22 protein-coding genes and 1 pseudogene are annotated in these 25563 nt (G+C 61.4%); 16 read left to right on the forward strand and 7 right to left on the reverse strand.

Annotated elements, in window-relative coordinates:
- Positions 1-138 precede the first annotated feature (138 nt).
- Positions 139-1911 (forward strand): hypothetical protein, encoded by a 1773-nt coding sequence (locus AC3WOG_RS18595; protein WP_492579325.1) that lies wholly within the window; start codon positions 139-141, stop codon positions 1909-1911.
- A 130-nt stretch (positions 1912-2041) separates the two neighbouring features.
- On the opposite strand, the gene AC3WOG_RS18600 is transcribed toward AC3WOG_RS18595, so the two are convergent.
- Positions 2042-3172: an IS4 family transposase gene (locus tag AC3WOG_RS18600; protein ID WP_492579838.1), complete on the reverse strand. Its 1131-nt coding sequence runs from the start codon at positions 3170-3172 to the stop codon at positions 2042-2044.
- A gap of 787 nt (positions 3173-3959) precedes the next feature.
- Between AC3WOG_RS18600 and AC3WOG_RS18605 the strand changes: the two genes are divergently transcribed.
- Positions 3960-4787 (forward strand): RNase A-like domain-containing protein, encoded by an 828-nt coding sequence (locus tag AC3WOG_RS18605; RefSeq protein WP_492579326.1) that lies wholly within the window; start codon positions 3960-3962, stop codon positions 4785-4787.
- Positions 4788-4831: 44 nt separating this feature from the next.
- Entirely contained in the window at positions 4832-5086 is a 255-nt protein-coding gene (locus AC3WOG_RS18610) for a contact-dependent growth inhibition system immunity protein (RefSeq protein ID WP_492579839.1), read from the forward strand.
- A 13-nt stretch (positions 5087-5099) separates the two neighbouring features.
- Here AC3WOG_RS18610 and AC3WOG_RS18615 read toward each other — a convergent pair.
- A pseudogene (locus AC3WOG_RS18615) lies at positions 5100-6044 on the reverse strand (glycerophosphodiester phosphodiesterase family protein); the annotation flags it as partial.
- Between the two features lie 310 nt (positions 6045-6354).
- Between AC3WOG_RS18615 and ugpB the strand changes: the two are divergent.
- From ugpB to ettA, 5 genes are all read left to right on the forward strand, one after another.
- On the forward strand, positions 6355-7680 hold the full coding sequence (ugpB, locus tag AC3WOG_RS18620; RefSeq protein ID WP_492579327.1) for a sn-glycerol-3-phosphate ABC transporter substrate-binding protein UgpB: 1326 nt from the start codon (positions 6355-6357) through the stop codon (positions 7678-7680).
- A 68-nt stretch (positions 7681-7748) separates the two neighbouring features.
- Complete coding sequence (gene ugpA, locus AC3WOG_RS18625; RefSeq protein WP_341314185.1) at positions 7749-8633, forward strand: sn-glycerol-3-phosphate ABC transporter permease UgpA; 885 nt, start codon at positions 7749-7751, stop codon at positions 8631-8633.
- A complete protein-coding gene (ugpE, locus tag AC3WOG_RS18630) occupies positions 8630-9475 on the forward strand; it encodes a sn-glycerol-3-phosphate ABC transporter permease UgpE (protein ID WP_492579328.1) in 846 nt (281 codons plus the stop codon). Before ugpA ends, ugpE begins: the two co-directional genes overlap by 4 nt.
- Positions 9476-9562: 87 nt before the next feature.
- Positions 9563-10651 (forward strand): sn-glycerol-3-phosphate import ATP-binding protein UgpC, encoded by a 1089-nt coding sequence (locus AC3WOG_RS18635; protein WP_492579329.1) that lies wholly within the window; start codon positions 9563-9565, stop codon positions 10649-10651.
- Positions 10652-10835: 184 nt separating this feature from the next.
- Positions 10836-12503, forward strand: a complete 1668-nt coding sequence (ettA, locus tag AC3WOG_RS18640; protein ID WP_492579330.1) for an energy-dependent translational throttle protein EttA — start codon at positions 10836-10838, stop codon at positions 12501-12503.
- Between the two features lie 110 nt (positions 12504-12613).
- On the opposite strand, the gene AC3WOG_RS18645 is transcribed toward ettA, so the two are convergent.
- From AC3WOG_RS18645 to AC3WOG_RS18655, 3 genes are read right to left on the reverse strand one after another with little or no spacing between them, the layout of a single operon-like run.
- On the reverse strand, positions 12614-13237 hold the full coding sequence (locus tag AC3WOG_RS18645; protein ID WP_492579331.1) for an HAD family hydrolase: 624 nt from the start codon (positions 13235-13237) through the stop codon (positions 12614-12616).
- 31 nt (positions 13238-13268) lie between these two features.
- The gene (locus tag AC3WOG_RS18650) at positions 13269-15083 is read right to left on the reverse strand and encodes an aminopeptidase P family protein (protein WP_492579332.1); all 1815 of its coding nucleotides are present in this window, start codon (positions 15081-15083) and stop codon (positions 13269-13271) included.
- Between the two features lie 19 nt (positions 15084-15102).
- Positions 15103-15357 carry a hypothetical protein gene (locus AC3WOG_RS18655; RefSeq protein ID WP_492579333.1) on the reverse strand — a complete coding sequence of 85 codons (255 nt, stop codon included), beginning with the start codon at positions 15355-15357 and terminating at the stop codon, positions 15103-15105.
- Positions 15358-15559: 202 nt separating this feature from the next.
- On the opposite strand from AC3WOG_RS18655, the gene AC3WOG_RS18660 reads away from it, so the two are divergent.
- From AC3WOG_RS18660 to AC3WOG_RS18690, 7 genes are all read left to right on the forward strand, one after another.
- Positions 15560-16270 (forward strand): response regulator transcription factor, encoded by a 711-nt coding sequence (locus AC3WOG_RS18660; RefSeq protein ID WP_492579334.1) that lies wholly within the window; start codon positions 15560-15562, stop codon positions 16268-16270.
- 62 nt (positions 16271-16332) lie between these two features.
- Positions 16333-17619, forward strand: coding sequence for a glutamyl-tRNA reductase (hemA, locus tag AC3WOG_RS18665; protein WP_492579335.1), 1287 nt, complete (start codon positions 16333-16335; stop codon positions 17617-17619).
- Positions 17620-17742: 123 nt separating this feature from the next.
- On the forward strand, positions 17743-18825 hold the full coding sequence (gene prfA / locus AC3WOG_RS18670; protein WP_410837596.1) for a peptide chain release factor 1: 1083 nt from the start codon (positions 17743-17745) through the stop codon (positions 18823-18825).
- Positions 18826-18831: 6 nt separating this feature from the next.
- Positions 18832-19674, forward strand: coding sequence for a peptide chain release factor N(5)-glutamine methyltransferase (gene prmC / locus AC3WOG_RS18675; RefSeq protein WP_492579336.1), 843 nt, complete (start codon positions 18832-18834; stop codon positions 19672-19674).
- 110 nt (positions 19675-19784) lie between these two features.
- Positions 19785-20096, forward strand: coding sequence for a Grx4 family monothiol glutaredoxin (gene grxD, locus AC3WOG_RS18680; RefSeq protein ID WP_341314174.1), 312 nt, complete (start codon positions 19785-19787; stop codon positions 20094-20096).
- Positions 20097-20140: 44 nt separating this feature from the next.
- A complete protein-coding gene (locus AC3WOG_RS18685) occupies positions 20141-20740 on the forward strand; it encodes a UbiX family flavin prenyltransferase (protein WP_492579337.1) in 600 nt (199 codons plus the stop codon).
- Positions 20741-20922: 182 nt separating this feature from the next.
- Positions 20923-21708: a DODA-type extradiol aromatic ring-opening family dioxygenase gene (locus AC3WOG_RS18690; RefSeq protein ID WP_492579338.1), complete on the forward strand. Its 786-nt coding sequence runs from the start codon at positions 20923-20925 to the stop codon at positions 21706-21708.
- 120 nt (positions 21709-21828) lie between these two features.
- On the opposite strand, the gene AC3WOG_RS18695 is transcribed toward AC3WOG_RS18690, so the two are convergent.
- Positions 21829-23424, reverse strand: a complete 1596-nt coding sequence (locus tag AC3WOG_RS18695) for an APC family permease (protein WP_492579339.1) — start codon at positions 23422-23424, stop codon at positions 21829-21831.
- 471 nt (positions 23425-23895) lie between these two features.
- On the opposite strand from AC3WOG_RS18695, the gene AC3WOG_RS18700 reads away from it, so the two are divergent.
- Positions 23896-24099: a cold-shock protein gene (locus AC3WOG_RS18700; protein WP_007180251.1), complete on the forward strand. Its 204-nt coding sequence runs from the start codon at positions 23896-23898 to the stop codon at positions 24097-24099.
- A 102-nt stretch (positions 24100-24201) separates the two neighbouring features.
- On the opposite strand, the gene AC3WOG_RS18705 is transcribed toward AC3WOG_RS18700, so the two are convergent.
- Entirely contained in the window at positions 24202-25452 is a 1251-nt protein-coding gene (locus tag AC3WOG_RS18705) for an Hsp70 family protein (protein WP_492579340.1), read from the reverse strand.
- Positions 25453-25563 lie beyond the last annotated feature (111 nt).

Below are 25563 nucleotides of genomic sequence, written 5' to 3' on the forward strand. Positions count from 1 at the left end.
ATCCGACACTCAGGGCCAGGCAGTGCTGAGTAATCGCCTGGCGCGACGGTCGACGCGTATGCGCTAACCCTGCGATCGAGCCGAAGATTTCGAAGATAATGCGGGTCATCTTCCTGAGCAACGTATCCCATTTCGCCAATGACCACGTTAAACGAAGTGCTCTTCCGGCTCACCAAGGACCGGTTGAAATCAATGATGCGCTGGCTTCCTGATGCTGCCCACACCGGCACGAAAGACCAACTGGTCGGGGAAATCATGCGAAGTCTTACGGGCGACGGGCTGCGCGCACTCTGGGATCGTCTGGACGACACCCAACGTACGGCGGTGGCGGAGACCGCATACGCGCCAGACGGTTTCTTTGATGAAAACCGGTTCCTTGCGAAATACGGGTGCTCGCCCGAATTCACTGTCAAGGAGAATGGCCGCTATTCGTACTATGGACCGCCGACGGCGTTGGGCCTCTTTTTATACGACCAGGATGGGTGTTACAGCATGCCCGTCGATATGCGCGAACGACTAAAAACCTTCGCGCCCGAACCCGAGCCCGTCCGGCTGAGCACCATCGAAACGCTTCCAGAGGAGATCGACGAAAATCGGCTGACGGTGCGACACACCGAGCGCGATGCCATGGTGGATCTGTCGGTTCTTCTACGTCTAGCGGATCAGGGCAAAATCCAGGTCAGCGAAAAGACATCTTTACCCGGCGCAGCAACGCTGCGCCTGTTGACAGAGCGCCTCGCCGACGGCGACTTCTACGCCCACAGGCCCCCACAAGATCAATGGGATCAGGAGATCGGCCCAATCAAGGCGTTCTCGTGGCCACTGCTGCTTCAGGCTGCCGGGCTGGTGCAACGGAACGGCAGCAAACTGGCGTTGAGCGCAGCGGGACGGAAAGCTTTGACCTCGTCCCAAGCCAGCGTGTTGAGTACGATCTGGAACAAATGGCTTAAATCCAGTCTGTTTGACGAGTTCAGCCGCGTCGACGTCATCAAGGGGCAGAAATCGAAAGGTCGCGTCATGACTGCCCTGGCGCCGCGTCGCGCTGCTATCACCGAAATACTGCGGCTCTGCCCGATTGGAGCGTGGATCAATGTCGACGACATTTCCCGGTTCATGCAAGCGACAGGTCGCACGTTTGACGTGACCCATGATCCGTGGAAGCTCTATATCGTCGATCAGCAATATGGCGCCCTGGGCCACAACGGCTACCACGGCTGGGAAATTTTGCAATTGCGCTATTTGCTCTGTTTCCTGTTTGAGTATGCCGCCGCGCTGGGGATCATTGACGTCGCCTACATCGAGGCGACTGGGGCGCGCGTTGACTTTGACGGCATATGGGGAACGGACGATCTGGCATTCCTCAGCCGTTACGACGGCCTGATCTACTTCCGTGTAACACCGCTTGGTGCCTATTGCCTCGGACTGAGTGATGACTACACACCCGCCCCGATCCAGCCCGGCGTCAAGCTGTCGGTTTTGCCCAATCTGCAGGTCAATGTCGCTGGCGGAAATCTGTCGGCGGAAGAATTTCTGACGCTTGACACCTGGGCCGTAGAGACAACGGATAAGAGTTGGCGGTTGGACCGTCAAAAGGCCGTTGGAGCGATTGAAAGAGGACTCGATATTGCCGAACTTCGAGCGTTTCTGCAGACCCGGGAAGACCAGCCCCTGCCGGAGACAGTGGAGTCGTTCATTAAGACCACTCTGCAACAGGGCAAGGCGCTTAAAATCTCCGGCACCGCACTACTAATCGATTGTGAGAATGCGGAAATCGCCTCCACGATCGCCACGCGTAAGGAAATAGCCGGTTTGTGTCTGCGCGCCGGCGATCGGCAACTAGTAGTCCGGCTTGAAAACGAAGAAAAATTCCGGACTCCAGTTCGCGCTCTGGGTTTCGGCATGCCGACTTGAAGCCCTACCTTGAGGCACGCAACGCCGCTCCGCTTAAGTGAACGGCATTGCGCTCGATGCGGGCTTTTTGTTTTACTGCCAGTCCGCTGCGCCCCGTGCCGCACACCCAATCCTCGCAACTTAAGGATGACTACATGACAGGCTTGCCGGCCAATGCCTTGTGCGGCTTGGGTTGCGGCGGTCGTGGTCGGAGTCGGTCAGGCACCAAACGAATGACATTGACGGCGATATGACGAAGGAGGCGAGTCAGATTATCGATTGCTGGGGGGCTGCCGTCGCGCAGCCAGCGCGGCAGACATTGCTGAATGTGGGCGAAGGCGCGTGTGCGGTTGATTTTGGGCAACTCACCGCTTGGCGAGCAAAGCACGGTCGGCGTGGCTTCGCCGATCTGTCCATCTCGCCCGCCGAGCGCTTGCAGGCACAGCAGCGCGTCGAGGTTGTCGCTCAGGATTTTGGCGCCCAGGTCCTGCTGATGCGTGAGCCAGCTCAGTCCGGAAACGGCCTCCAGATTGAGGCGATGCTTGATCCGTTTGAACGCTTCGTCAATTCGCCACCTCTGATGGTACAGGGCGGCGAACTCGCCGGCAGGCCAGGTGTGCGAATCCAGCAGATTGGTCGCGAGCACGCGCACGCGGCCCTCGGGTGTCGCGAGGCGGATCAGGCGCACCGTGACCGGCGCGCGTTCAATCTCGTAGTCGTTCGCGTCCGGGCGGCTTGGCGGCGGCAGCGTGACGATCGCCTCGGCCGCGCCGCTGCGCAGGAACGACTTGACGGCAGCGCCGCCGATGCCGTCAATGCGCATGCAGAACCTGATCGCACGCATCTGGAGTGCCGCCATCAGCCACGAAGCTGGATAACCGCGATCCAGGACGAGCAGATCATCTGTGCCCAGCAGTTCAAGGTGCTCGAACAGCATTTGCCGCTCGCCGGTATTGGTACCGTACAGCGTCGCGTGCAACATCGTCTCGATGCCGCCGGGCAGATACAGCGCGAATACCTTGGCGCATTTGATCACACGGCGCGTGGCGTCGCGCAACGTGAACCGCACGTCGCTTGCGTCGGCCGCCACCACGCGCAGGCCGTGCCAACGCGGGATGCCGATGTGCTGCTCGACGAGCGAAAGCAGATGTCGCATCAGTTCGGTGAATACGGTGTGCGGCAGGTTCTGCCGGGCTTTGGAAAGCGCCTGCGCACTCACGCCACGCACCAGCTCGGCCTGGTTACGCAGCACCGCGAAGAAGCGATCCAGTTCGGTTTGCACCGCTGCGCGGTTGCCGAGGAGAACCAAGAGACCAGCGTAACGAAATCCGGGACTCGCCGTCGGCTGAAATGCCTGTGATCAACGAGATGGCGTGTGCGCAACGTCGGCGAGTGGAGGTGTGAAATGAACCCGCCCAGCACTGCGTGCAGCCGCTCCCCTGCCGAGGACAATTGTGAGTGACATGATGTGTGAGCCTATCCGCTTCAGCCAGTGTTTACAAGCCTTGGCGGAAAATCGCACCCTTAAGTTGCGAGGATTGGGACCGCTCCGCGTGGGAAAGAGGATGGGACGAAGAACCACAAGACAACGAACGGTACGCCCGCGAGGGCCTGCCTACCCCCGAACCCTCGCCAGCATTGGCTTGCTCTTGCGCTTCCCGCGAAACCTACCCATCCCTTTCGCAGCAACTAGCCCACCCTGCGGTGGATTTTCGTGGCTAGTTTCTTGAACTTGCCCATCTCTTCAATACGGGTTCGGGACCATTTAATACCGCATGCGGCGCCGCTCCCGGCTCCGGTGTGAGCCTTTTTGTCCAAAAGGTAATGACACGGCCGATCAACTTATCCCAATTTTAATTCTGCGCCGCCGCGTGTCAGAGATCACTGGCATTGAACGCATCGCCCTGTATGGGCGCATTAAACGCGGCGAATTGCGAGCGGTTGTGAAGCGAATGACGGGGTGATGTGTTGCAACGGACAAACATCGAGCCATCTCAAAAAATATCAGCAATATCAATCGGTTAGGATCAGTCTCTTTCTTCTGATGAAAGAGGTGAGCGGTGGTGCAGATGAATGATACGGATGGTTTTCGGGTAGTGATGAGCCTCGCGCAATTGGCGGCGGTGTTGTCGGGTCAATCGATCAGTCCCACGGAGATGTTGAGCAATCGACTCTGGGGCGGTTTGCAGGTCGTCGGCGGGGTACTGGAAATGGTCGGCGCGAGCGCGTTATGCGTGATGCCTGAGCCGACGATGCTCAGCAAGGCTGGGTGTATCGCGTTCGGCGTGCATGGCTCGGATACGGCAGCGGCGGGCCTTCGCCAAGCCTGGACCGGGCGGGATACCGGGACCCTGGTTCAGCAAGGCATGGCCAAGCTGGCTGAGACGCTAAAAGCACCACCGGAAATGGCGAACAATATCGGTTTGTCGGTGGACCTTGGCCTGTCATTTGGCATCGCGGGGATGCTGAAGGCGGTGCGTGTCGGCCGCGTCACGATGGGCGAGCTTAATCTGAAGTGGCATGAAAGAGCCTTTGTAGGCGGCCCAGGAGGGCATACACTTGAAAAGCATATTGGGCGAACCGAGGCTCAGTTGAGGGAGCGTTTACGGTTGGAGTCCAAACCCCAAACCGTCTCGTCATTTACGAATATTGGAACTGCGGAATGGGCTATTTCTAAAGTTATGCGGTTAAATGTTATTAAGATCAAGACGTGGGCCAAATCATCACCACCCAATGCGACGCTCACTTTGTTCGAAGATGTTGGGCGAGATGTTGGTTATGGTGTGATTAGAAAAACTGGCGAGCTTGTAAATATGAGGCGAGTTAAGGTTGTTTTGAAGCTTGAAATTTATAATGGAATTCCATATTACGTGCTAACCTCGTACCTGGAGCGCTAATGGATAATAATGCTTCGTCTCCTTATCCTGAGTTGGACCAGCTTATGTGGGGTTATTTTAACGAAGACTTTGATATATGGGGGAATACAGTTTCTGAAATTGTGTCTAAATACAAGGAAGGAATTACCCCATCAAAAAATATGATGTTAATTGAAGAAATAAATAAATTCATGCTTGATCATGCTGGCGATCTGGAGGACGCTTTTGAGGAAGCCTACGGGTCGCAGTTTGATCCTGAACCGTGGGACCATACAACAGCCTCATTTCTCCGCGAGTTAAAAAGGCTATTGCAAGAGTAGTGGGTCGCGCCGCACACCGCAGCGGCATCGCGACACCCTCTCTGATCTCCGCCATCTTCGACGGCGAATCCGCCAGCACCGCGTCGATTCCGAGACAGGCCGCCGTCCGATAATCGTCCGCATTGTTCACCGCGATCGCGACGATCCGCACGTCGGGCTTCTGCCGGAAGCAGGCGATCGTCGCGGGCGTCCACAGCGTGGCCTGCACGTCGGAGCGGCCTTCACCCAGCGTGAATTTCTCTACCACCGTCATCGCCCGATGCAATTCGAACGCCGTCGACGTGTGTTCGGCAGGCGCGTCCACGCAGCCTTGATCGAGAAGCACCCGCACGAGCCGCCCGCGCGTTGCGTCGCGCGACTCGAACAGTTTCGCCTGCGGATAAGCCGCGAAGCTCTGCTGATACGCCGCTTCGGTCGAATAGATCGTCACGCGCGACCACGCGTTTTCTTCGTCCAGCACACGGGCCACGGCCAGCGCCTGCGGCGCGGCGGGTAGCGCTTTCATATCCAGGATGACCGGCATGGCGGCCGGGACCGCGCGCAAAGCTTCGCGCAGCGTCGGAATGCCGACCGGATGATCCCGATACGGATATGCATCGCCACGACGGAAACTCCAACCAGCGTTCACTCGAGCCAGCTCTGCCGCGGTGAGTGCGGACACCGGACCCTTCGCATCGGTCAACGCCGACAGATCCGCTGGTCGATACAGAACAGGTACACCGTCCTTGCTCAATTGAACGGTGAGCCACATCGCGTCGGCATGATGCGCGATCGACTGGCGAACCGCCTCGAGCGTGTTTTCGGGCGCATCGCCTGTCCCGCCACGATGCGCGATGATCTTCGGCAGCGATGTCACCTGCGCTGCCCTATCGTCCGCAGCCACGGGCGTCAACGCACAACCCGCCAACATGAGACCCACTATCGAACCACAAACCGCAAATCGCACTAAACCTGGCATCCGTAATCCTGATTAATAAGCACCATGACGAAGCGTGCGAGATCAAGCAAAGCACGACGTCAACTTCGCCGTCCATCATGCCCGCGAGCCCACAACGACGTGCCGCCCTCTACGTTCGGCCTTGACCTCGCTCAAGCCACCACCTTCGGACGGCCACCCTTTCCGTTTCCCAGCGGCCAATGCTAAATTGCGGCATCCGGCGTCTGTCAAAAGTAAGCCGCTGCCCGGCTAGCGACGCCGAAATGTCATCGAACACAAATAGAATCGCGCGATTCGCATTCCCGTCCCGTTCCGACCAGGAGACAAATCGATGAGTTGCAAGCCGCTGTTCCGTTCGCTTTCCGTTGCCGCCGTGTTAAGTTTCGGCATCAGCCAGACGGCTCACGCCGCCACTGAAATCCAGTTCTGGCATGCCATGGAGGCCGCCCTGGGCGAACGTCTGAACGACATCGCCAACGCGTTCAACGCCTCGCAGAGCGACTACAAGATCGTGCCGGTGTTCAAAGGCGCCTACGACCAGACACTCGCCGCCGGCATCGCCGCTTACCGCAGCGGCAACGCGCCCGCTATCTTGCAGGTCTACGAAGTCGGCACGGCGACAATGATGCAGGCGAAGAAAGCCGTGATCCCGGTCTCGGACGTGTTCAAGCAAGCCGGCGTGCCGCTCGACGAAAAGGCCTTCGTGCCGACCATCGCAAGTTATTACAGCGACTCTAAAACCGGCCAGCTGATCTCGATGCCGTTCAACAGCTCGACGCCGGTGCTTTACTACAACAAGGACGCGTTCAAGAAAGCCGGGCTCGACCCTAATCAACCGCCGAAAACCTGGGCCGAAGTGCAGCAGGACGCGCAGAAGCTGAAAGCGTCGGGCATGGCGTGCGGCTATTCGTCCGGTTGGCAGAGCTGGATTCAGCTTGAAAACTACAGCGCGTGGCACGGTGCGCCGTTTGCGTCGGAGAACAACGGTTTCGACGGCGCGAACGCCCAGCTCGAATTCAACAAGCCGCTGCAGGTCGCGCATATCCAGTTCCTGCAAAACATGCAGAAGGAAGGCACGTTCACCTATGTCGGCCGCAAGGACGAACCGGTGTCGAAGTTCTATAGCGGCGACTGCGGGATCATCACGAACTCGTCCGGCTCGCTCGCCACGATCAAGAAGTACGCGAAGTTCAGCTTCGGCACCGGCATGATGCCGTACGACGCCAGCGTGAAGAGCGCGCCGCAGAACGCGATCATCGGTGGCGCGAGCTTGTGGGTGCTCTCGGGTAAGGATCCGGCTGTGTACAAGGGCGTGGCGAAATTCCTCGCGTACCTGTCGTCGGCGCCGGTGGCGGCGAAGTGGCATCAGGACACCGGTTATCTGCCGGTCACGAACGCCGCGTATCAACTGACGCAGCAGCAAGGCTTCTACGAGAAGAACCCGGGCAGCGACACCGCGATCAAGCAGATGCTCAACAAGCCGCCGCTGCCGTACACGAAGGGCTTGCGTCTGGGCAACATGCCGCAGATCCGCACCATCATCGACGAAGAACTCGAACAGGTCTGGGCGCAGAAGAAGACACCGCAAGAAGCGCTCGATTCGTCCGTGACGCGTGGCGACGAGTTGCTGCGCCGCTTCGAGAAAGCCGGTAGCTAAGCATCTGGAGCAACGGATATCGGTGTGTTCGCACCGATATCCGCTTTGCAGAACCTTGGGAATTCTCGATGGAAAAGCGCTCCAGCTTCGGCACAAGCGTACTACCCTACCTGCTGGTCGCGCCGCAACTCGCGATTACGCTGCTGTTCTTTCTGTGGCCGGCCGGTGAGGCGCTGTGGCAATCCACGCAGAGTCAGGACGCGTTCGGCACGTCGAGCGAGTTTGTCGGGTTGGCCAATTTCAAGCAGTTGTTCGCCGATCCGCTCTACTTGTCGTCGTTCAATACGACACTGATCTTCTGCGCGCTCGTCACCGTGTCGGGACTGGTGATCTCGCTGTTGCTGGCGGTCTGCGCCGATCGCGTGACGCGCGGCGCAAAGGCCTATCAGACGCTGCTGATCTGGCCGTATGCAGTCGCGCCCGCGATCGCCGCCGTGTTGTGGTCGTTTCTGTTCAACCCTAGCATCGGGCTCGTCACGTATGGGCTCGCGAAGTACGGCATCGTGTGGAATCACGCGTTGAATGCGAGCCAGGCGATGTTTCTCGTCGTGCTGGCTTCGGTGTGGAAACAGGTGAGCTATAACTTCCTGTTCTTCTATGCGGGTTTGCAAGCGATCCCGCGCTCGCTGATCGAGGCCGCCGCAATCGACGGCGCCGGTCCGGTGCGGCGTTTCTTCGGTATCGCGCTGCCTTTGCTATCGCCGACCAGCTTCTTCCTGTTGGTGATGAACATCACCTACGCATTCTTCGACACCTTCCCGGTGATCGACGCGGCCACCGGCGGCGGCCCGGCGCAATCGACCCGTACGCTGATCTACAAGATCTTCGCCGAAGGTTTTCAGGGACTCGACATCGGCAGTTCGGGCGCGCAGTCGGTCGTGCTCATGATGATCGTCGTCGCGTTGACGGTCGTGCAATTCCGCTTCATCGAACGCAGGGTTCAATACTCATGATCGAGAACCGCCGCGGTTTCGACCTGTTCTGCCATGCGGTGCTGATTCTCGGCGTCGTGCTGGTGGTGTTTCCCGTGTACGTCGCGTTCTGCGCGGCGACCATGAGCGAGCACGAAGTGTTCAGCGTGCCGCTGTCGCTGGTGCCGAGCACACATCTGTTCGAGAACATCGCCACCGTTTGGACGCAAGGCAGCGGTAATGCGGCCGCGCCGTTCGGTCGCATGTTGTTCAACAGCCTCGTGATGGCGCTGGTGATCTCGATCGGCAAGATCGCCGTGTCGATGATCTCCGCGTACGCGATCGTGTTCTTCCGCTTTCCGTTTCGCAATCTGGCGTTCTGGCTGATCTTCGTCACGCTGATGCTGCCGGTCGAAGTGCGCATCTTTCCGACCGTGCAGGTCGTGTCGTCGATGCATCTGAGCAATACGTACAGCGGGTTGACGTTGCCGCTGATCGCGTCGGCGACCGCCACCTTCCTGTTCCGGCAATTCTTCATGACGCTGCCGGATGAACTGATGGAAGCGGCGCGCATCGACGGCGCCGGCGCAATGCGTTTCTTCTGGGACGTGGTGCTGCCGCTGTCCAAAACGAACATGGCGGCGCTCTTCGTGATTACGTTCATCTACGGCTGGAATCAGTATCTGTGGCCGATCCTGATTACGAGCCAGCAATCGCTGACGACGGCCGTGGTCGGGATCAAGAGCATGATCGCCTCCGGCGACACCGCGACCGAATGGCATCTGGTGATGACCGCGACGCTGCTGGCCATGTTGCCGCCGCTCGCTGTCGTGCTGACGACGCAGCGCTGGTTCGTGCGCGGACTGGTCGACTCGGAAAAGTAACAACCGCCGCATTGAGCGCTCCATCAGCTCCGTCATTGAATGAAAAACACCGCGCGATCCGCGGATGCAACGAAAGGCTAAAACGGTATGGCTGCACTGACTCTGCAAAGCGTTAAAAAAACCTACGACGACAAACAGTTCGTGTTGCACGGCATCGACGTGGACGTCGCCGACGGCGAGTTCGTCGTGATGGTCGGCCCGTCCGGTTGCGGCAAATCGACGTTGCTGCGGATGGTGGCCGGGCTCGAGCGCATCTCCGAAGGCACCATTTCGATCGCCGGCAAAGTGGTCAACCAGCTGGAGCCGAAGGATCGCAACATCGCGATGGTGTTTCAGAACTACGCGCTGTATCCGCACATGAGCGTCGCCGAGAACATGGGTTACGCGTTGAAGATCGCGGGTATCGATCGCGCACAGATTGCAAAGCGCGTGCAGGCCGCCGCGCAGATCCTGGAACTCGAAGCGCTGCTGCAACGCAAGCCGCGCGAGCTGTCGGGTGGACAACGGCAACGCGTCGCGATGGGCCGCGCGATCGTGCGCGAGCCGGCGGTGTTTCTATTCGACGAACCGCTGTCGAATCTCGATGCGCGGCTACGCGTGCAGATGCGCCTCGAAATCCAGCGCCTGCATGCGCGCCTTTCGACAACCAGCCTCTACGTCACGCACGATCAGATCGAAGCCATGACCTTGGCGCAGCGCGTGATCGTGATGAACAAAGGCCACGCCGAGCAGATTGGCGCGCCGACCGAAGTCTATGAACGGCCGGCGACGGTGTTCGTCGCGAGCTTTATCGGCTCGCCGGGGATGAACCTGCTGGAAGGCCGCCTATCCGACGACGGTTCGACGTTCGAGGTGGCGGGCAACGGTCCGAAGCTGCCATTGCAAGGTGTTGCTTCGATTGGCGAGGAAGTGAAGGCAGGACGCGAATGGACGCTCGGTATTCGCCCGGAGCACATGACGCCGGACCACGCGGACGCAACTCACGCCACGCTCACCGTCGATTCCTGTGAACTGCTCGGCGCGGACAACCTCGCGCACGGCAGCTGGGGCAAGCACGACGTGACGGTGCGCTTGCCGCATGCGCACCGGCCGGCGGCAGGCGAGGCGCTGCAAGTGGCATTGCCCGCGCAGCATCTGCACTTCTTCGATCCGTCGACGGGACGACGCGCGAACTGACGCCGCTGCCGTCCCACCCTCCCCCCGAAGTACAATGGCACCTCACCGCCCGCGCGCGCGGCAACTTTAGCTCGACGCCGCGCTGGCCGGAACCGGCGCACCACCCGGTCATAACACCCGTTACCCATCCACCCACGACCGCCGCCCTCACGCGGCTGGCGGCGTCAACGTCTATTGCAAGCAAATGGCCCAATACGTCTTCACCATGAACCGGGTCGGCAAAATCGTGCCGCCCAAGCGTCAAATCCTGAAAGACATCTCGCTGTCGTTTTTCCCCGGCGCGAAAATCGGTTTGCTCGGCCTGAACGGCTCGGGCAAGTCGACGCTGATCCGCATCATGGCCGGTGTGGATAAGGACATTGAAGGCGAAGCCACGCCGATGCCGAACCTGAACATCGGCTATCTGCCGCAGGAACCGCGACTCGATCCGAACAAGACGGTGCGTGAAGCGGTCGAAGAAGGCCTCGGCGACGTGTTCAACGCGCAAAAGAAGCTCGACGAAATCTACGCGGCCTACGCGGAGCCGGACGCCGACTTCGACGCGCTCGCGGCCGAACAGGCGAAGTACGAAGCGATCCTCGCCACCTCGGACGGCGGCAATGCCGAGCAGCAGATCGAAATCGCCGCCGACGCCCTGCGTCTGCCGGCATGGGACGCGAAGATCGAGCATCTGTCCGGCGGCGAAAAGCGCCGCGTCGCGCTGTGCAAGCTGCTGCTCGAAAAACCGGACATGCTGCTGCTCGACGAGCCGACCAACCACCTGGACGCGGAATCGGTCGACTGGCTCGAACAGTTCCTGACGCGCTTCCCGGGCACCGTCGTCGCCGTGACCCACGATCGCTACTTCCTCGATAACGCCGCCGAGTGGATTCTCGAACTCGACCGCGGCCACGGCATTCCGTGGAAGGGCAACTACAGCAGCTGGCTCGACCAGAAAGAAGAGCGCCTGAAGCAGGAAGAGTCGTCGGAATCGGCGCGTCAGAAGGCGATCAAGAAGGAACTGGAGTGGGTGCGCCAGAATCCGAAGGGGCGTCAGGCGAAGTCGAAGGCACGTATCGCCCGCTTCGAGGAACTGAATAGCCAGGACTACCAGAAGCGCAACGAAACCTCGGAAATCTTCATTCCGGTCGGCGACCGCCTCGGCAATGAAGTAATCGAGTTCAAGAACGTCAGCAAGTCGTATGGCGACCGTTTGCTGCTCGATAACGTCAGCTTCAAGATTCCGGCGGGCGCGATTGTCGGCATCATCGGGCCGAACGGCGCGGGTAAGTCGACGCTGTTCCGCATGCTGACCGGCCGCGAACAGCCGGATTCGGGCGAGATCGCGCAAGGGCCGACGGTCAAGCTCGCTTACGTGGACCAAAGCCGCGACGCGCTCGACGGTTCGAAGACCGTGTTCGAGGAAATCTCCGGCGGTGCGGATGTGCTGACGGTCGGCAAGTACGAAACGCCTTCGCGTGCGTATATCGGCCGCTTCAATTTCAAGGGCGGCGATCAGCAGAAGGTCGTCGGCAATCTGTCGGGCGGTGAGCGCGGCCGGCTGCATCTGGCGAAGACGCTGATCGCGGGCGGCAACGTGCTGCTGCTGGACGAACCGTCGAACGACCTCGACGTCGAAACGCTGCGCGCGCTCGAAGACGCGTTGCTGGAATTTGCCGGCTCCGTGCTGGTGATTTCGCACGATCGCTGGTTCCTCGACCGGATCGCGACGCACATCCTCGCGTTCGAAGGCGATTCGCAAATCACGTTCTTCGGCGGCAACTACCAGGAATACGAAGCGGACAAGCGCGCGCGTCTCGGAGAAGAAGGCGCGCGTCCGAAGCGCCTGCGTTACAAGCCGATCACGCGGTAAATCTCAGCGGCGACCGGCGCTTGCTGAATGGGCGGTGCCGCGCACGAGTAACGCGCTGAAAAATCTGCCCGGTCAGTAGGCATCGGCGCAAGACGCCGATGCCTCACCGCTTAAACCGGCAAACCCAACTCGCGCAACTTCGCTTCGGTTCGCGCGGCGCTGGTGTGATGCACGCTGTGCCAGCCGAGTGCCGTCGCGGCCTCGGCGTTTTTCAGATTGTCGTCGATGAAGACGAGTTCGGCGGGCTGGACGCCCGGCAATTGCGCTTCAATGCGCCGGCGCATTTCCGCGAAGATCGCCGGATCGGGCTTCACCAGCTTCACGCGCCCCGACACGACGATGTCGCGAAACCGCCGCAACACCGGGTAGTGCTCCCACGCATACGGAAACGTCTCCGCCGACCAGTTCGTCAGCCCGAACAAAGGCACGCCGGACGCCTCGAGCTTTGCCATCGTCGCCACGCCCGCTTCCAGCACGCCGCCCAGCATCTCGTGCCAACGCTCGTAAAACGCGCGGATCAGCGGCTCATGATCGGGAAATTTCGCGATCAGCTCGTCAGTCGCCTCGACGATCGGCTGGCCACCGTCCTGACGGATCACCCAGTCCATCGAACAGACGTGGGTCAAAAACCAGCGGCGCTCGGCTTCGTCCGGAATCAAATGGCGATACAGATACTCGGGGCTCCAGTCGATCAGCACGCCGCCGAAATCGAACACGACTGCCTTGATGGCCATGCACTCTCCGTAAATTACGTCGTTGCTGCGATCAGACAGGTTGCGTACGCAACGCCAGCCACGCCTTCGCGTCACCCGACACATGCGGCGACAGGCGCGTGCGCACCTTCTCGTGATAGGCGTTCAGCCACGCGCGTTCGTCGTCGCGCAGCAGCGACAGGTCGAGGCAACGCGTGTCGATCGGGCACAGCGTCAGCGTCTCGAACTTGAGGAAGTCGCCGAACTCGGTTTTCTCCGCCGGAACGTTCAGCACAAGGTTCTCGATCCGTATGCCCCACTTGCCCGGCCGGTAAATGCCCGGCTCGACCGACGTGATCATGCCCTCTTCCATCGCCGTCCACGGTTCGGCCGGCGCGTAGTGCGAGATCACCTGCGGGCCTTCGTGCACGTTCAGGAAGTAGCCCACGCCGTGGCCCGTGCCGTGGCCGTAATCGGCGCCGGCTTCCCAGATCGGCGCGCGGGCGATCGCGTCGAGCATCGGCGAACGGATGCCGCGCGGGAACTGCGCGCGCGACAGCGCCATCGTGCCTTTCAGCACGATCGTGAAATCGCGCCGTTGCTCATCGCTGACGGTGCCGACCGGCACGACGCGGGTGATGTCAGTGGTGCCGCTCAGGTACTGCGCGCCCGAATCGATCAGCAACAAGCCGTTGCCTTCGATGACCGAATGCGATTCTTCGGTCGCGCGGTAGTGCGGCATCGCGCCGTTCGCGTTAAAGCCGGCGATGGTCGCGAAGCTCAACGACACAAAGCCCGGACGGCGCGCACGCGCTGCCGTCAGACGTTCGTCGATGGTCAGTTCAGTGACCGTTTCACGGCCGAGCGCGCTTTCGAACCATGCGAAAAATTCCACGAGCGCCGCCCCATCCTGCTCCATCGTCTCGCGCACGTGCTCCGCTTCGGCTTCGGTTTTGCGCGATTTGAAGAACGTGGACGGATTGACTGCCTCGACAATCTTCACCGTCGACGGCACCGATTGCAGCGAACCAAAAGTAATCCGGCGCGGGTCGATCAGCAGTGTGCTGCCGGTGGGCAGGGCGGCGAGCGCATCTGCCGCCTTCGCGTACGGCTCGACGCTGATGCCGTCCCGCGCGAGCGCGTCGGCCAGCGCCTGCGGCACCTTGCCGTCCGAGACGAACAGCGACGCGTGCTCCAGACCGACCAGCGCATGCGCGACGAACACCGGGTTGTAGCTCACGTCGGCGCCGCGCAGATTGAGCAGCCACGCGAGATCGTCGAGCGTGGAGATGAAGTGCCATTGCGTGCCCTTCTCCACCATCGCGCGGCGAATCTGCGCGAGCTTTTCCGCGCGAGCCACGCTCGCATGCGGCGCCGCGTGCTCGAACACGGCGGCGACGGGCAATGACGGACGCTGCGGCCAGATCGCGTCGAACAGATCGACGTCGGTGCGCAGTTTCACGCCGCGCGCGGTGAGCGCCTGGGTCAACGCTCGCGCCGCCGCCACGTCAAGCACCGCGCCGTCGACGCCGACGGTGCCGCCGGCCGCAACGTTCTGCGCGAGCCAGTCGAAATGCGGCGCGGTTTGCTGGCCGCCGGTCATCTTCATCAACTGCACGCCGGTACCGGCGAGTTGTGCGTTGGCCTGTTCCCAATAGCGGCTGTCGGTCCACACACCGGCGAAATCGGCGGTCACGATCAGCGTGCCGGCCGAGCCGGTGAAGCCCGACAACCACTGTCTGCCCTGCCAGCGGCCAGGCAAATATTCGGACAGATGCGGATCGGCGGACGGCACCAGGTAGGCGGCCACGCCTTCACGCGCCATCGCGCGGCGCAATGTGGCAAGCCGTTCGGGAATGGAGGAAGTTTCGGGAAGTCGGGCATTCATCGGAGTCACCTGCAAGTATTCATCGACGGGAAAGCAAGCCGACCGTCACGGCAACGGCGATCAACGCAATGGCGGCGCACACCGGCCATTCGAGCGTATCACCATCATGAAAGAGACCAACTACGTTGCCGGCCATTCGCGCGACACCCGCACCCAGTACGCCCGCCAGCAGCGCCATCCACCATTGCGCGCGGCTCGAGCGGCGCAGCGGATGCAGCCACCAGCCCGCGAGGCCGATCACTGCGCCCAGCACCACAATTCCGGGCCACCCCATCAGCGACCGGCCTCGCGCAGTTTCAGATTTGTCTCATGGCCGCACGGCGCCTCTCCAGTTAGCATTTTTGTCTCTTTCACTATATAGGTCTGCACGGCGCTTTCCGCATAGCGGTTGAGTTTAGGGGTCGGGGTGATGTTAGGCAAGTTGTAAGCCTTACGAAGAAACCTAGTGCCGGTGCGTGGCCTGCTAAACAGGCGGCATGCGAATCGCCCTTATCGAGCCGGACTTGCGTCACGCTGAACTGGTTGGCCGGCTGATCTTTGCGGGCGGCCATGCCTGCCAGCACTTCGCCACCAGCGCGCCGTTCCTGAGCCGCGCCGCAGACGAATTCTTCGATCTTCTTCTCACTGAAAGTTGGGCCGGTGACCGCTCCGCCGAAGCCGTGATCCCGCGTGCCCGCTCCCTTCTGCCGAGCTTGCCGGTGATCGTTCTGTTGTCCGAGCCACGCGAAAGCCAGATCGTCGCCGCGCTGCACGCCGGCGCCGACGACTGCCTGAGCAAACCGGTTCGCGGACCGGAAATGCTGGCGCGCGTCAACGCGCTACTGCGCCGTGCGGGCCTGCGGCGCCCGCAGAACCGGCGGCGCGACACGATTGGCGGCTATACGTTTGACGCCGCACACTTCTCCGTCACTTTCCGCGGCCGGACCGCCATACTAACCCCGAAGGAATTCCGCTTTGCGCTGCTGCTGTTTGCCAATCTGTCGTGGGCGGTGTCGCGCGCGCATATTCTCGAAACCGTCTGGACGCGCCACCGCGACGTAAGGTCGCGTACCGTCGACACCCATGCGTCGCGCGTGCGGACCAAATTGCAATTGCGCCCCGAGCACGGCTATTGCCTGACGCCGCTCTACGGCTACGGCTACCAGCTCGATGCAGTGCCGCCGGAAGCCGTTGTGGAGGCCGGATGACGCGCGCAGAATGAAAGAATCGTGAAAACGCTATAATATTGGGCTAAACCATAGTTCCCCATATGCAGCTTCTAACGATCGGAATCAATCACCACACTGCGCCTGTCGCCTTGCGCGAACGCGTGGCGTTTCCGCTCGAACAGATCAAGCCCGCATTGGATACCTTCAAGAGCGTCTGGCTCGGTCGCACCGCGCGCACGGCGCCGGAAGCCGCCATTCTCTCTACCTGCAATCGCACCGAACTCTACTGCGCGACCGACGACCAGGCCGCGCGTGAAGCCGCGATCCAGTGGTTCTCGAAGTACCACAACCTGCCCGTCGACGAACTCGCGCCGCATGTGTATGCGCTGCCGCAGTCGGAAGCCGTACGCCACGCGTTTCGCGTTGCGTCAGGGCTGGATTCGATGGTGCTCGGCGAGACGCAAATCGTCGGACAAATGAAGGATGCGGTGCGCACCGCGTCCGAAGCCGGCGCGCTCGGCACGTATCTGAACCAGTTGTTCCAGCGCACCTTCGCCGTCGCGAAGGAAGTGCGCAGCACGACCGAAATCGGCGCACAGTCGGTTTCCATGGCGGCGGCGGCCGTGCGGCTCGCTCAGCGCATTTTCGACAAGGTCTCGAACCAGCGCGTGCTGTTCATCGGCGCGGGCGAAATGATCGAGTTGTGCGCAACCCACTTCGCCGCCCAGCAGCCGCGCGAGCTGGTGGTCGCGAACCGCACCGCCGAGCGCGGCACGCGACTCGCCGAACGCTTCAACGGGCGCGCCATTCCACTGTCGGAATTGCCCACGCGGATGCATGAGTTCGACATCATCGTGTCGTGTACCGCTTCGACCTTGCCGATCATCGGTCTGGGTGCGATGGAACGGGCGGTCAAAGCGCGCCGTCACCGGCCGATTTTCATGGTCGACCTGGCGGTGCCGCGCGACATCGAACCTGAAGTCGGCCAGCTCGAAGACGTCTTCCTGTACACCGTCGACGACCTCGGCGCGATCGTCCGCGAAGGCAACGCATCGCGGCAAGCCGCCGTTGCGCAGGCCGAAGCGATCATCGAAACGCGCGTGCAGAATTTCATGCAATGGCTCGACGCGCGCAGCATCGTGCCGGTGATTCGCCACATGCATACGCAAGCCGACGTGCTGCGCCGCGCCGAAGTCGAACGCGCGCAGAAAATGCTCGCGCGCGGCGACGATCCGGCCGCGGTGCTCGAGGCACTGTCGCAATCGCTGACCAACAAACTGATTCACGGGCCGACGCACGCACTCAATCGCGCGAGCAGCGAAAACCGTGACACGCTCATCGAACTGATGAGCGGCTTCTACAAACACTCCGGTTCTTCGGAGCGTTAGCGGCGCAGCCACTGCCGCGCCGTCCGCGCCACCCGAAAGTGGCCCGCGGCGTGCTTCTGAACAGGGCATCTGCCCACTTCCCTAGTCGTCGTCCTTTCCGGAGCCCGCTCCGAAACCCGTCCGATGAAAACGAGCATGCAACGCAAGCTCGACCAGCTCACTACCCGGCTGGCCGAACTGAACGACCTGTTGAGCCGCGAGGACATCACCGCGAATCTCGACCAATACCGCAAGCTCACGCGCGAACACGCCGAGCTCGGGCCGGTCGTCGAGCATTACGCGCTGTGGCGCCAGGCCATGACCGACGCGGCGACCGCGCAGGAACTGCTGGCGGACACCTCGATGCGCGACTTCGCGGAAGAGGAAATTCGCGCGGCGCGCGAGCGGATGGACAAGCTCGGCGCCGAATTGCAGAAAATGCTGCTGCCGAAAGATCCGAACGACGACCGCAACATCTTCCTCGAAATCCGCGCCGGCACCGGCGGCGACGAATCCGCGCTGTTCGCGGGCGACCTGCTGCGGATGTATCTGCGCTTCGCCGAACGCAATCGCTGGCAAGTCGAGATGATGTCGGCGAGCGAATCGGACCTCGGCGGCTATAAGGAAGTGATCGTGCGGATCGCCGGCGAAGCGGCCTATTCGAAACTCAAGTTCGAGTCCGGCGGGCATCGCGTGCAACGCGTGCCGGCAACCGAAACGCAGGGTCGCATTCATACGTCGGCGTGCACGGTCGCCGTGATGCCCGAAGCGGATGAAATCGGCGAAGTCGAGATCAATCCGGCCGATTTGCGAATCGACACGTTCCGTGCGTCCGGCGCGGGCGGGCAGCACATCAACAAGACCGACTCGGCTGTGCGGGTGACGCACTTGCCGACCGGCATCGTCGTCGAATGTCAGGACGACCGGTCACAGCATAAGAACAAGGATCGCGCGCTGAAGGTGCTGGCCGCGCGCATCAAGGACAAGCAGTCGCACGAGCAGCAAGCGAAGGAAGCGGCAACGCGCAAGAGCCTGATCGGCTCGGGCGATCGCTCGGAGCGGATTCGCACGTACAACTTCCCGCAAGGGCGTCTGACCGATCACCGGATCAATCTCACCCTGTATCGGCTCGACGCGATCATGGACGGCGATCTCGACGAATTGATCGCGGCACTGGTCAGCGAGCATCAGGCGGAGTTGCTGGCTTCGCTGGGCGATGCGGACTAAGCGCGAATGAGCCTGGACACGCCCGCCGCGCTGTTGCGCGCCTCGCCGCTGCCGCCGCTCGAAGCGCGCATTCTGCTGACGCACGTGCTTGGCTGGCGGCGCACTGAGTTGATTACGCGCAGCGACGATGTGCTGGACGCGGCTGCGGTCGCCCGCTACCAGGCGCTGGAAGCGCGGCGCGGAGCCGGCGAGCCGGTGGCGCAGTTGGTCGGCACACGGGAGTTTTTCGGACTCGACTTCGACGTCACGCCGGATGTGCTGATACCGCGCCCCGAAACCGAACTGCTGGTCGAAACAGCGCTGACGGCGATGGAAGGCATCTCGCGGCCGCGCGTGCTCGATCTCGGCACCGGCACCGGCGCGATCGCGGTGGCGATTGCGTCGATGCGGCCGGATGCGCAAGTCTGGGCGCTGGATCGTTCCGCCGAAGCGCTGGAGGTCGCCACGCGCAATGCCACGCGCCTGCTGGACGCCAAGCGTCCCGGCGGCGCTTTGGTGCTCAGGCAAAGCAACTGGTACGACACGCTCGACGCAACGCCGCGCTTCGACGTAATCGCCAGCAATCCACCCTATATCGCGAGCGGCGATCCGCATCTGTTCGAAGGCGATCTGCGCTTCGAACCGCGCGGCGCGCTCACCGACGAAGCCGACGGCCTCAGCGCGATCCGCACGATCGTAGCCGGCGCACCAACACGTTTGAACGCCAATGGCGTATTGTGGATCGAACACGGCTACGATCAGGCAGAAGCCGTTCGCGCACTGCTTTCCGCACAAGGTTTCGTAGAAGTCCGCTCGGAGCAGGATCTCGCCGGCATCGAGCGAATCAGCGGCGGACGGCTGCGCGGCTGAGCTTTCTGGCTTGAATAGCCAGGAGGCCAGAGCAGGCCTCGGCCGGTCTTACCGAAATCCGCTATCATTTCAGCCTATTCCCTACACATAACGGAACCGCAAGGTCAGTCATGGATACGCAACAACGCATCAAGCAAATCGTCGACGAAAACAACGTCGTGCTCTTCATGAAGGGCAGCGCCCAGTTCCCGATGTGCGGCTTCTCGGGCCGCGCCATCCAGATCCTGAAGGCGTGCAACGTCGGCGAGTTCAAGACCGTCAACGTGCTCGAAGACGACGAAGTCCGCCAGGGCATCAAGCAGTTTTCGAACTGGCCGACCATTCCGCAGCTCTACGTGAAGGGCGAATTCGTCGGCGGCTCGGACATCATGATGGAGATGTACGAATCGGGCGAACTGCAGCAACTGTTTGCCGCGGTCTGAACGGCCGCTGTTCGAACACCTGCTCCAATAAGGCGCCGCCAGCCATGGAAACACGCGCTGCGGCGCCACGCCGGCTGATCGTCGCGATCACCGGCGCGACCGGCGCCATCTACGGCATCCGGTTGCTCGAGACGTTGCGCAAGCTGGGCGGCGTCGAGAGTCATCTGCTGATTTCGAGCGCCGGCTGGCTCAATATCCAGCACGAACTGCAGTTGAGCAAAGAAGACGTGCATCCGCTCGCGGATGTCGTCCATTCGGTCCGCGACGTCGGCGCGAGCATCGCGTCCGGCTCGTTTGCGACCGACGGCATGGTGGTTGCCCCTTGCTCGATGAAAACGCTCGCCAGCGTTGCGCACGGCCTTTCCGACAACCTGATTACCCGCGCAGCCGACGTCACGCTGAAAGAACGCCGCCGCCTCGTACTTTTAGTGCGCGAAACGCCGTTCAATCTCGCGCATCTGCGCAACATGACGGCTGTCACCGAAATGGGCGGCGTGATCTTTCCGCCTTTACCCGCCTTCTATAACCAGCCTGCCTCGATCGATGAGATGGTCGATCATACGGTGGCACGCGTGCTGGATCTGTTCGCGCTCGGCCCGGCGTTGTCGCCGGCGTGGCCGGGATTGCGCGGCGCTCAGGAATAATTCACGCCTGCATTGCGTTTGTGCCGCGCCGCGCTGTGTCGCGCCGTGCCGCTGTGTCGAGTCGATTAACAACATTTGCGACACAATCAATTCTGCTTTCACCCGTTTATCAAACGTCGGTGCGGACCTATATTGATAGCAACCCAACCTCTGCGCCGCCCTCACGCGGCGGCATTGCTGCCATGAATCGCTTACCGTCGCTTTTCCTCTCCCACGGCGCGCCCACGCTGCCGATCGACCCGTCGCTGCCGTCGGCAGAATTCGCCACGCTGTCGGCGCAATTGCCGCGTCCGGAAGCCGTCCTGATGCTGTCGGCCCACTGGGGCACGGCACAGCCGGTGGCGAGCACGTCCACCGCGCCGGAGACCATCCACGATTTCTACGGTTTTCCGCGTCAGTTGTACGAGATTCAGTACCCGGCTCCGGGTGCGCCCGACGTGGCGCGCCGCGCCGCCGTGCTGCTCGGCGAGCACGGCATCCTGACTGATGCCCAGCCGCACGGCCTCGATCACGGCGCATGGGTGCCGATGCTGCTGATGTTTCCGCAAGCCGACGTGCCGGTCGCACAGTTGTCGATCCAGCCGCACATGGACGCCGCGCATCACTTCCGTGTCGGGCGGGCGCTGCGTGCATTGAAGGACGATGGCGTGATGGTGATCGGCTCGGGCCAGATCACGCACAACCTGCGTGCCGCCGACTTTTCGGCGCGGCCGGAAGACGCCGATCCGCGCGTCGCCGAATTCACCGATTGGTTCGAGGCAAGGCTCGCCGCGCACGACATCGACGCGTTGCTCGACTACCGCCGCCAGGCGCCGCACGCGGTGCTGATGCATCCGACCGACGAGCATCTGCTGCCGGTATTCGCGGCGCTCGGTGCGGCCGACGACGATTATTCGCTGACGATTCAGTCGCTCGGAACCTACCAGCGCTCGTTGGCAATGACGAACTACGTATTCGGCACCGCCTGACTAAAACAGGAACGCAGCAACGGCGCATCAACGAAAAAGCCCGCCTGAGCAATTCAGGCGGGCTTTTTTTCAGCATGCTCTGCCGAACCGCGATCCGGCAGACAGGGTCAGCGCAACAACTTAATGCACACCGATGCCTTCGAGCACTTCGTCGTGCGTTTCACGCTCTTCCAGATACTCCGAGCGGTAGCCGCTATTCACGCCCCAGTAGTAGAACACCAGCGAGAATGCGATCACCACCAGCATGTCCCAGCCGTAAGGCAGGATGCCGTGACCACCGAACTCCTTGCTGCCGATCAGCGACAGCGTCGCCATGATCGGCAGATAGGCCACCAGCCACCAGGCTGCCTTCAGATCGCGGCCCCAGCCGCCGAAGCCCGACTTCGCCTGGAAGTAGAAATACACCGGTAGCGCGACGACCATCAGCAGAATGATTTCGCCGGTCAGCGGCCACTTCGCCCAGTACAGGATCAGCGACGCGCACACGAATGCAAACGGCGCGATGATCTTCATGCCCGGAATGTGCAGCGGACGCTCCAGATCCGTCGCCGCGCGGCGCAGCGCCATCAGGCTGATCGGGCCGGTCAGGTACGAGATCACCGTCGCGACCGAAATCACCGCAGCCAGCGAGCTCCAACCGCGGAAGAAGAACAGGAAAATAAACGACACCAGCAGGTTGAACCACATCGCCTGACGCGGCACGCCGTAGAACGGGTGCACGTTGCCGAACATCTTCGGCATCGTGTTGTTGCGCTCCATCGCGTAGATCATGCGGGTGGTGGTCGCCATATAGGTCGTGCCGGTGCCGCTCGGGCTGACGAACGCGTCGACGTACAGCAGGATGGCCAACCAGTTCAGGTTCAACGCGATCGCCAGTTCGGCGAACGGCGACGCGAAGTTGAAGTGGCCCCAGCCCTTCATCACATCGCTTGGGTTCACCGCGCCGATATACGCGATCTGCAGCAGCACGTAGATCACTAGCGCCAACAGGATTGAGCCGATCACCGCGAACGGCACGCTCTTCCCCGGATTGCGCGCTTCACCCGCGAGGTTGATCGGGCTCTGGAAACCGTTGAACGCGAACACGATGCCGCTCGTCGCTACCGCCGTCAGCACAGCCGACCAACCGTACGGCGCGAAGGTGCTCGCTTCGCCGAAGTTTTCCTTGTGGAAGCCCGTCAGCATCAGACCGGCGATCGTCGCACCCGGAATCAGGAACTTGAAGATCGTGATCGCCGAATTGGCACGCGCGAACAGCTTGACGCCCCAATAGTTCAGCAGGAAGTAAATGATCACCAATGCGGCAGATAGCAATAACCCATTGGTCGTTAACTCGCCATTCACGAATAACGCATGCGCCCATGGATACGGCCATGTACTCATATATTGAATGGATGCTTCGGCCTCGATTGGAATCACCGAGACGATGGCGATCCAGTTGGCCCACGCACTGATGAAGCCAACCAGCGCGCCGTGCGAATAGCGCGCGTAACGCACCATGCCGCCGGACTCCGGGAACATCGCGCCGAGTTCGGCATAGGTCAGCGCAATCGCGAGAATCACGACCGCACCGATTACCCATGCACAAATGGCAGCCGGACCGGCAATTTTTGCGGCCTTCCACGCGCCGAACAGCCAGCCCGAACCGATGATCGAACCCAAGCCGGTCAGCAGCAGCGCGAACGGCCCGATGTTCCTCTGTATAGAACTTTTCACGTCTTCTCCTGTGTCGACCGGAGTTAGTGCTTTAGCGCTTACTCCGGTCCCATGCAAGTTGCAGCCAGAACCATGTGTCGGCACCGCGTGACATCGCTTGTGGCGCTGGAGACGGGGTGACGCGCATGCATGCGCGACCGGTGCAACCGGTGCGCGGCGCGTAGTTTAACGGTTGCACCCTTGCGCTGCAGTGAAACTAAGGGTTCTCCCTAGCAAAATTCTCGGACGAATAGCAAGGTTTGTAAGCAACTTTTGCGCCGACCTATCAAAATTCCGCAAAGATGTGGGGAGACAGTTGACCTTCTCTCGAAATCGCCGTATAACGTTCGGGCAGGATTTCAAGCGGCGAGTGAATTGGTCTTTCGTAGTTCGCCCATCAACGGTACTCCGGTTGGTCCCATTACCCCCTTCCTTGATTTTCATGCACCCATTGGGCTTCGGCCTTATTCACCATCTTTAGGAACAAGTAATATGGAAACCGGTACCGTCAAGTGGTTCAATGACGCAAAGGGCTTTGGCTTCATCACGCCGGACGGCGGTGGCGAAGATCTGTTCGCGCATTTCTCGGAAATCCGCACGGAAGGCTTCAAGACGCTGCAAGAAAACCAAAAGGTTACGTTTGAAGTGAAGACGGGCCCGAAGGGCAAGCAAGCTGCTAACATCAAGCCGGTGTAAGCAAGCACGCTTCCTTCTGGACGCAAAAAACCCCGCCTCGGCGGGGTTTTTTTATATCCGTCGCAATTGGATAGACGGATTATCTTCGCGGTATGCGATTGGTTATCCGAACACCCGCCGTGCGTGAATCCCAAGGCCCGTTGCAACGCTGGCGAGACGATCGCCGAATACCGCTTTCGCATCTGGAAAGGCAGCCGCCAATGCGCTGGACAGGAACGCCAGACCGGTCGAACCGCCCGTGAAGTAAATCGCGCTGACGTCGCGCGTGGCTACGCCGGCTGCCTGCACCGTGTCACGCGCCGCCTGCACGATACGCAGCGTCTCATCGTGGCCGGCCTTGATGAGCTGAGCCTCGTCGAACGCAAGGCGCAAATCGTCTTCCACCTGATCGAGATCGATCACAGTCTCGCCGCCCGCCGCCACGCCAATCTTCGCCTCTTCCGCGTGCGCCGCCAGTGCATGCCCCAAGCGCCGCTCCACGACCCGCATCAGCCGGTCATGATGCTTGATCTCAGTAAACAGATGCCGCATCAGCGCGAGTTCGCTGACGCGCTTCGGCGCGTAGACGGTGTTGATCAGGTGCCAAGTTGCCAGATCGAAATAGATCCGGTTCGGAATCTCGCGGCCTTCCGGGTCGAGCGCTTGATAACCCAGCTCGCGCAGGATCGTCACGAGTTCGACGCGGCGGTCGAAGTCGGTGCCCGCGACGTGCACGCCGTGGTGGGCCAGCACATCGTCTTTGCGCTCGACGCGCTTCATCCGCTCCGGCCCGACCCGCACCAGTGAAAAGTCCGACGTTCCGCCGCCGATGTCGGCCACCAGCACGAGGCCCTCTTCCGTCAGATGCGATTCGTAGTCGAACGCCGCGGCGATCGGCTCATACTGGAAGTGAATCTCGCGCAAACCGACCGAGCGCGCCGCCGCTTCGAGCTGCTGCTGCGCCAGTTGGTCGGCGCGCGGATCGTCGTCGACGAAAAACACCGGGCGGCCCAGCACGGCGCGGCTGATCGGACCACCGGCGCTGGCTTCAGCCGAACGTTTCAGGTGGTCGACGAAAATCGCGATCACGTCGGTGTATTTGATCGCCGAGCCGTCGCCGAGATCGGTCGAATTCTCGGCGAGCGGCGAGCCGAGAATACTTTTCATCGAACGCATCAGGCGGCCGTCGAAACCGTCGATGTACGCCTCCAGCGCCGAGCGCCCGAATTCGCGGGTGTTTTCGTCGGTGTTGAAAAAGACGGCGGTCGGCAGCGTCGTGTAGGCGCCTTCGACCGGCGCAAGCCGCAGTGCGGCGCCGTCGGGCACGGCGACGGCCGAATTGGAAGTACCGAAGTCAATCGCGCAATAGTTCATGGCAGGAATCGCCGCTCACGGCTGGCGCGGACAGAAGGGGGAGCGGCTTTGTATCACGAAAGCCCAATCAGCATCAACTAACGCTTCGGGGACGGTCGCCATCATGACCAG

It is taken from the genome of Paraburkholderia sp. FW306-02-B (assembly GCF_058782725.1).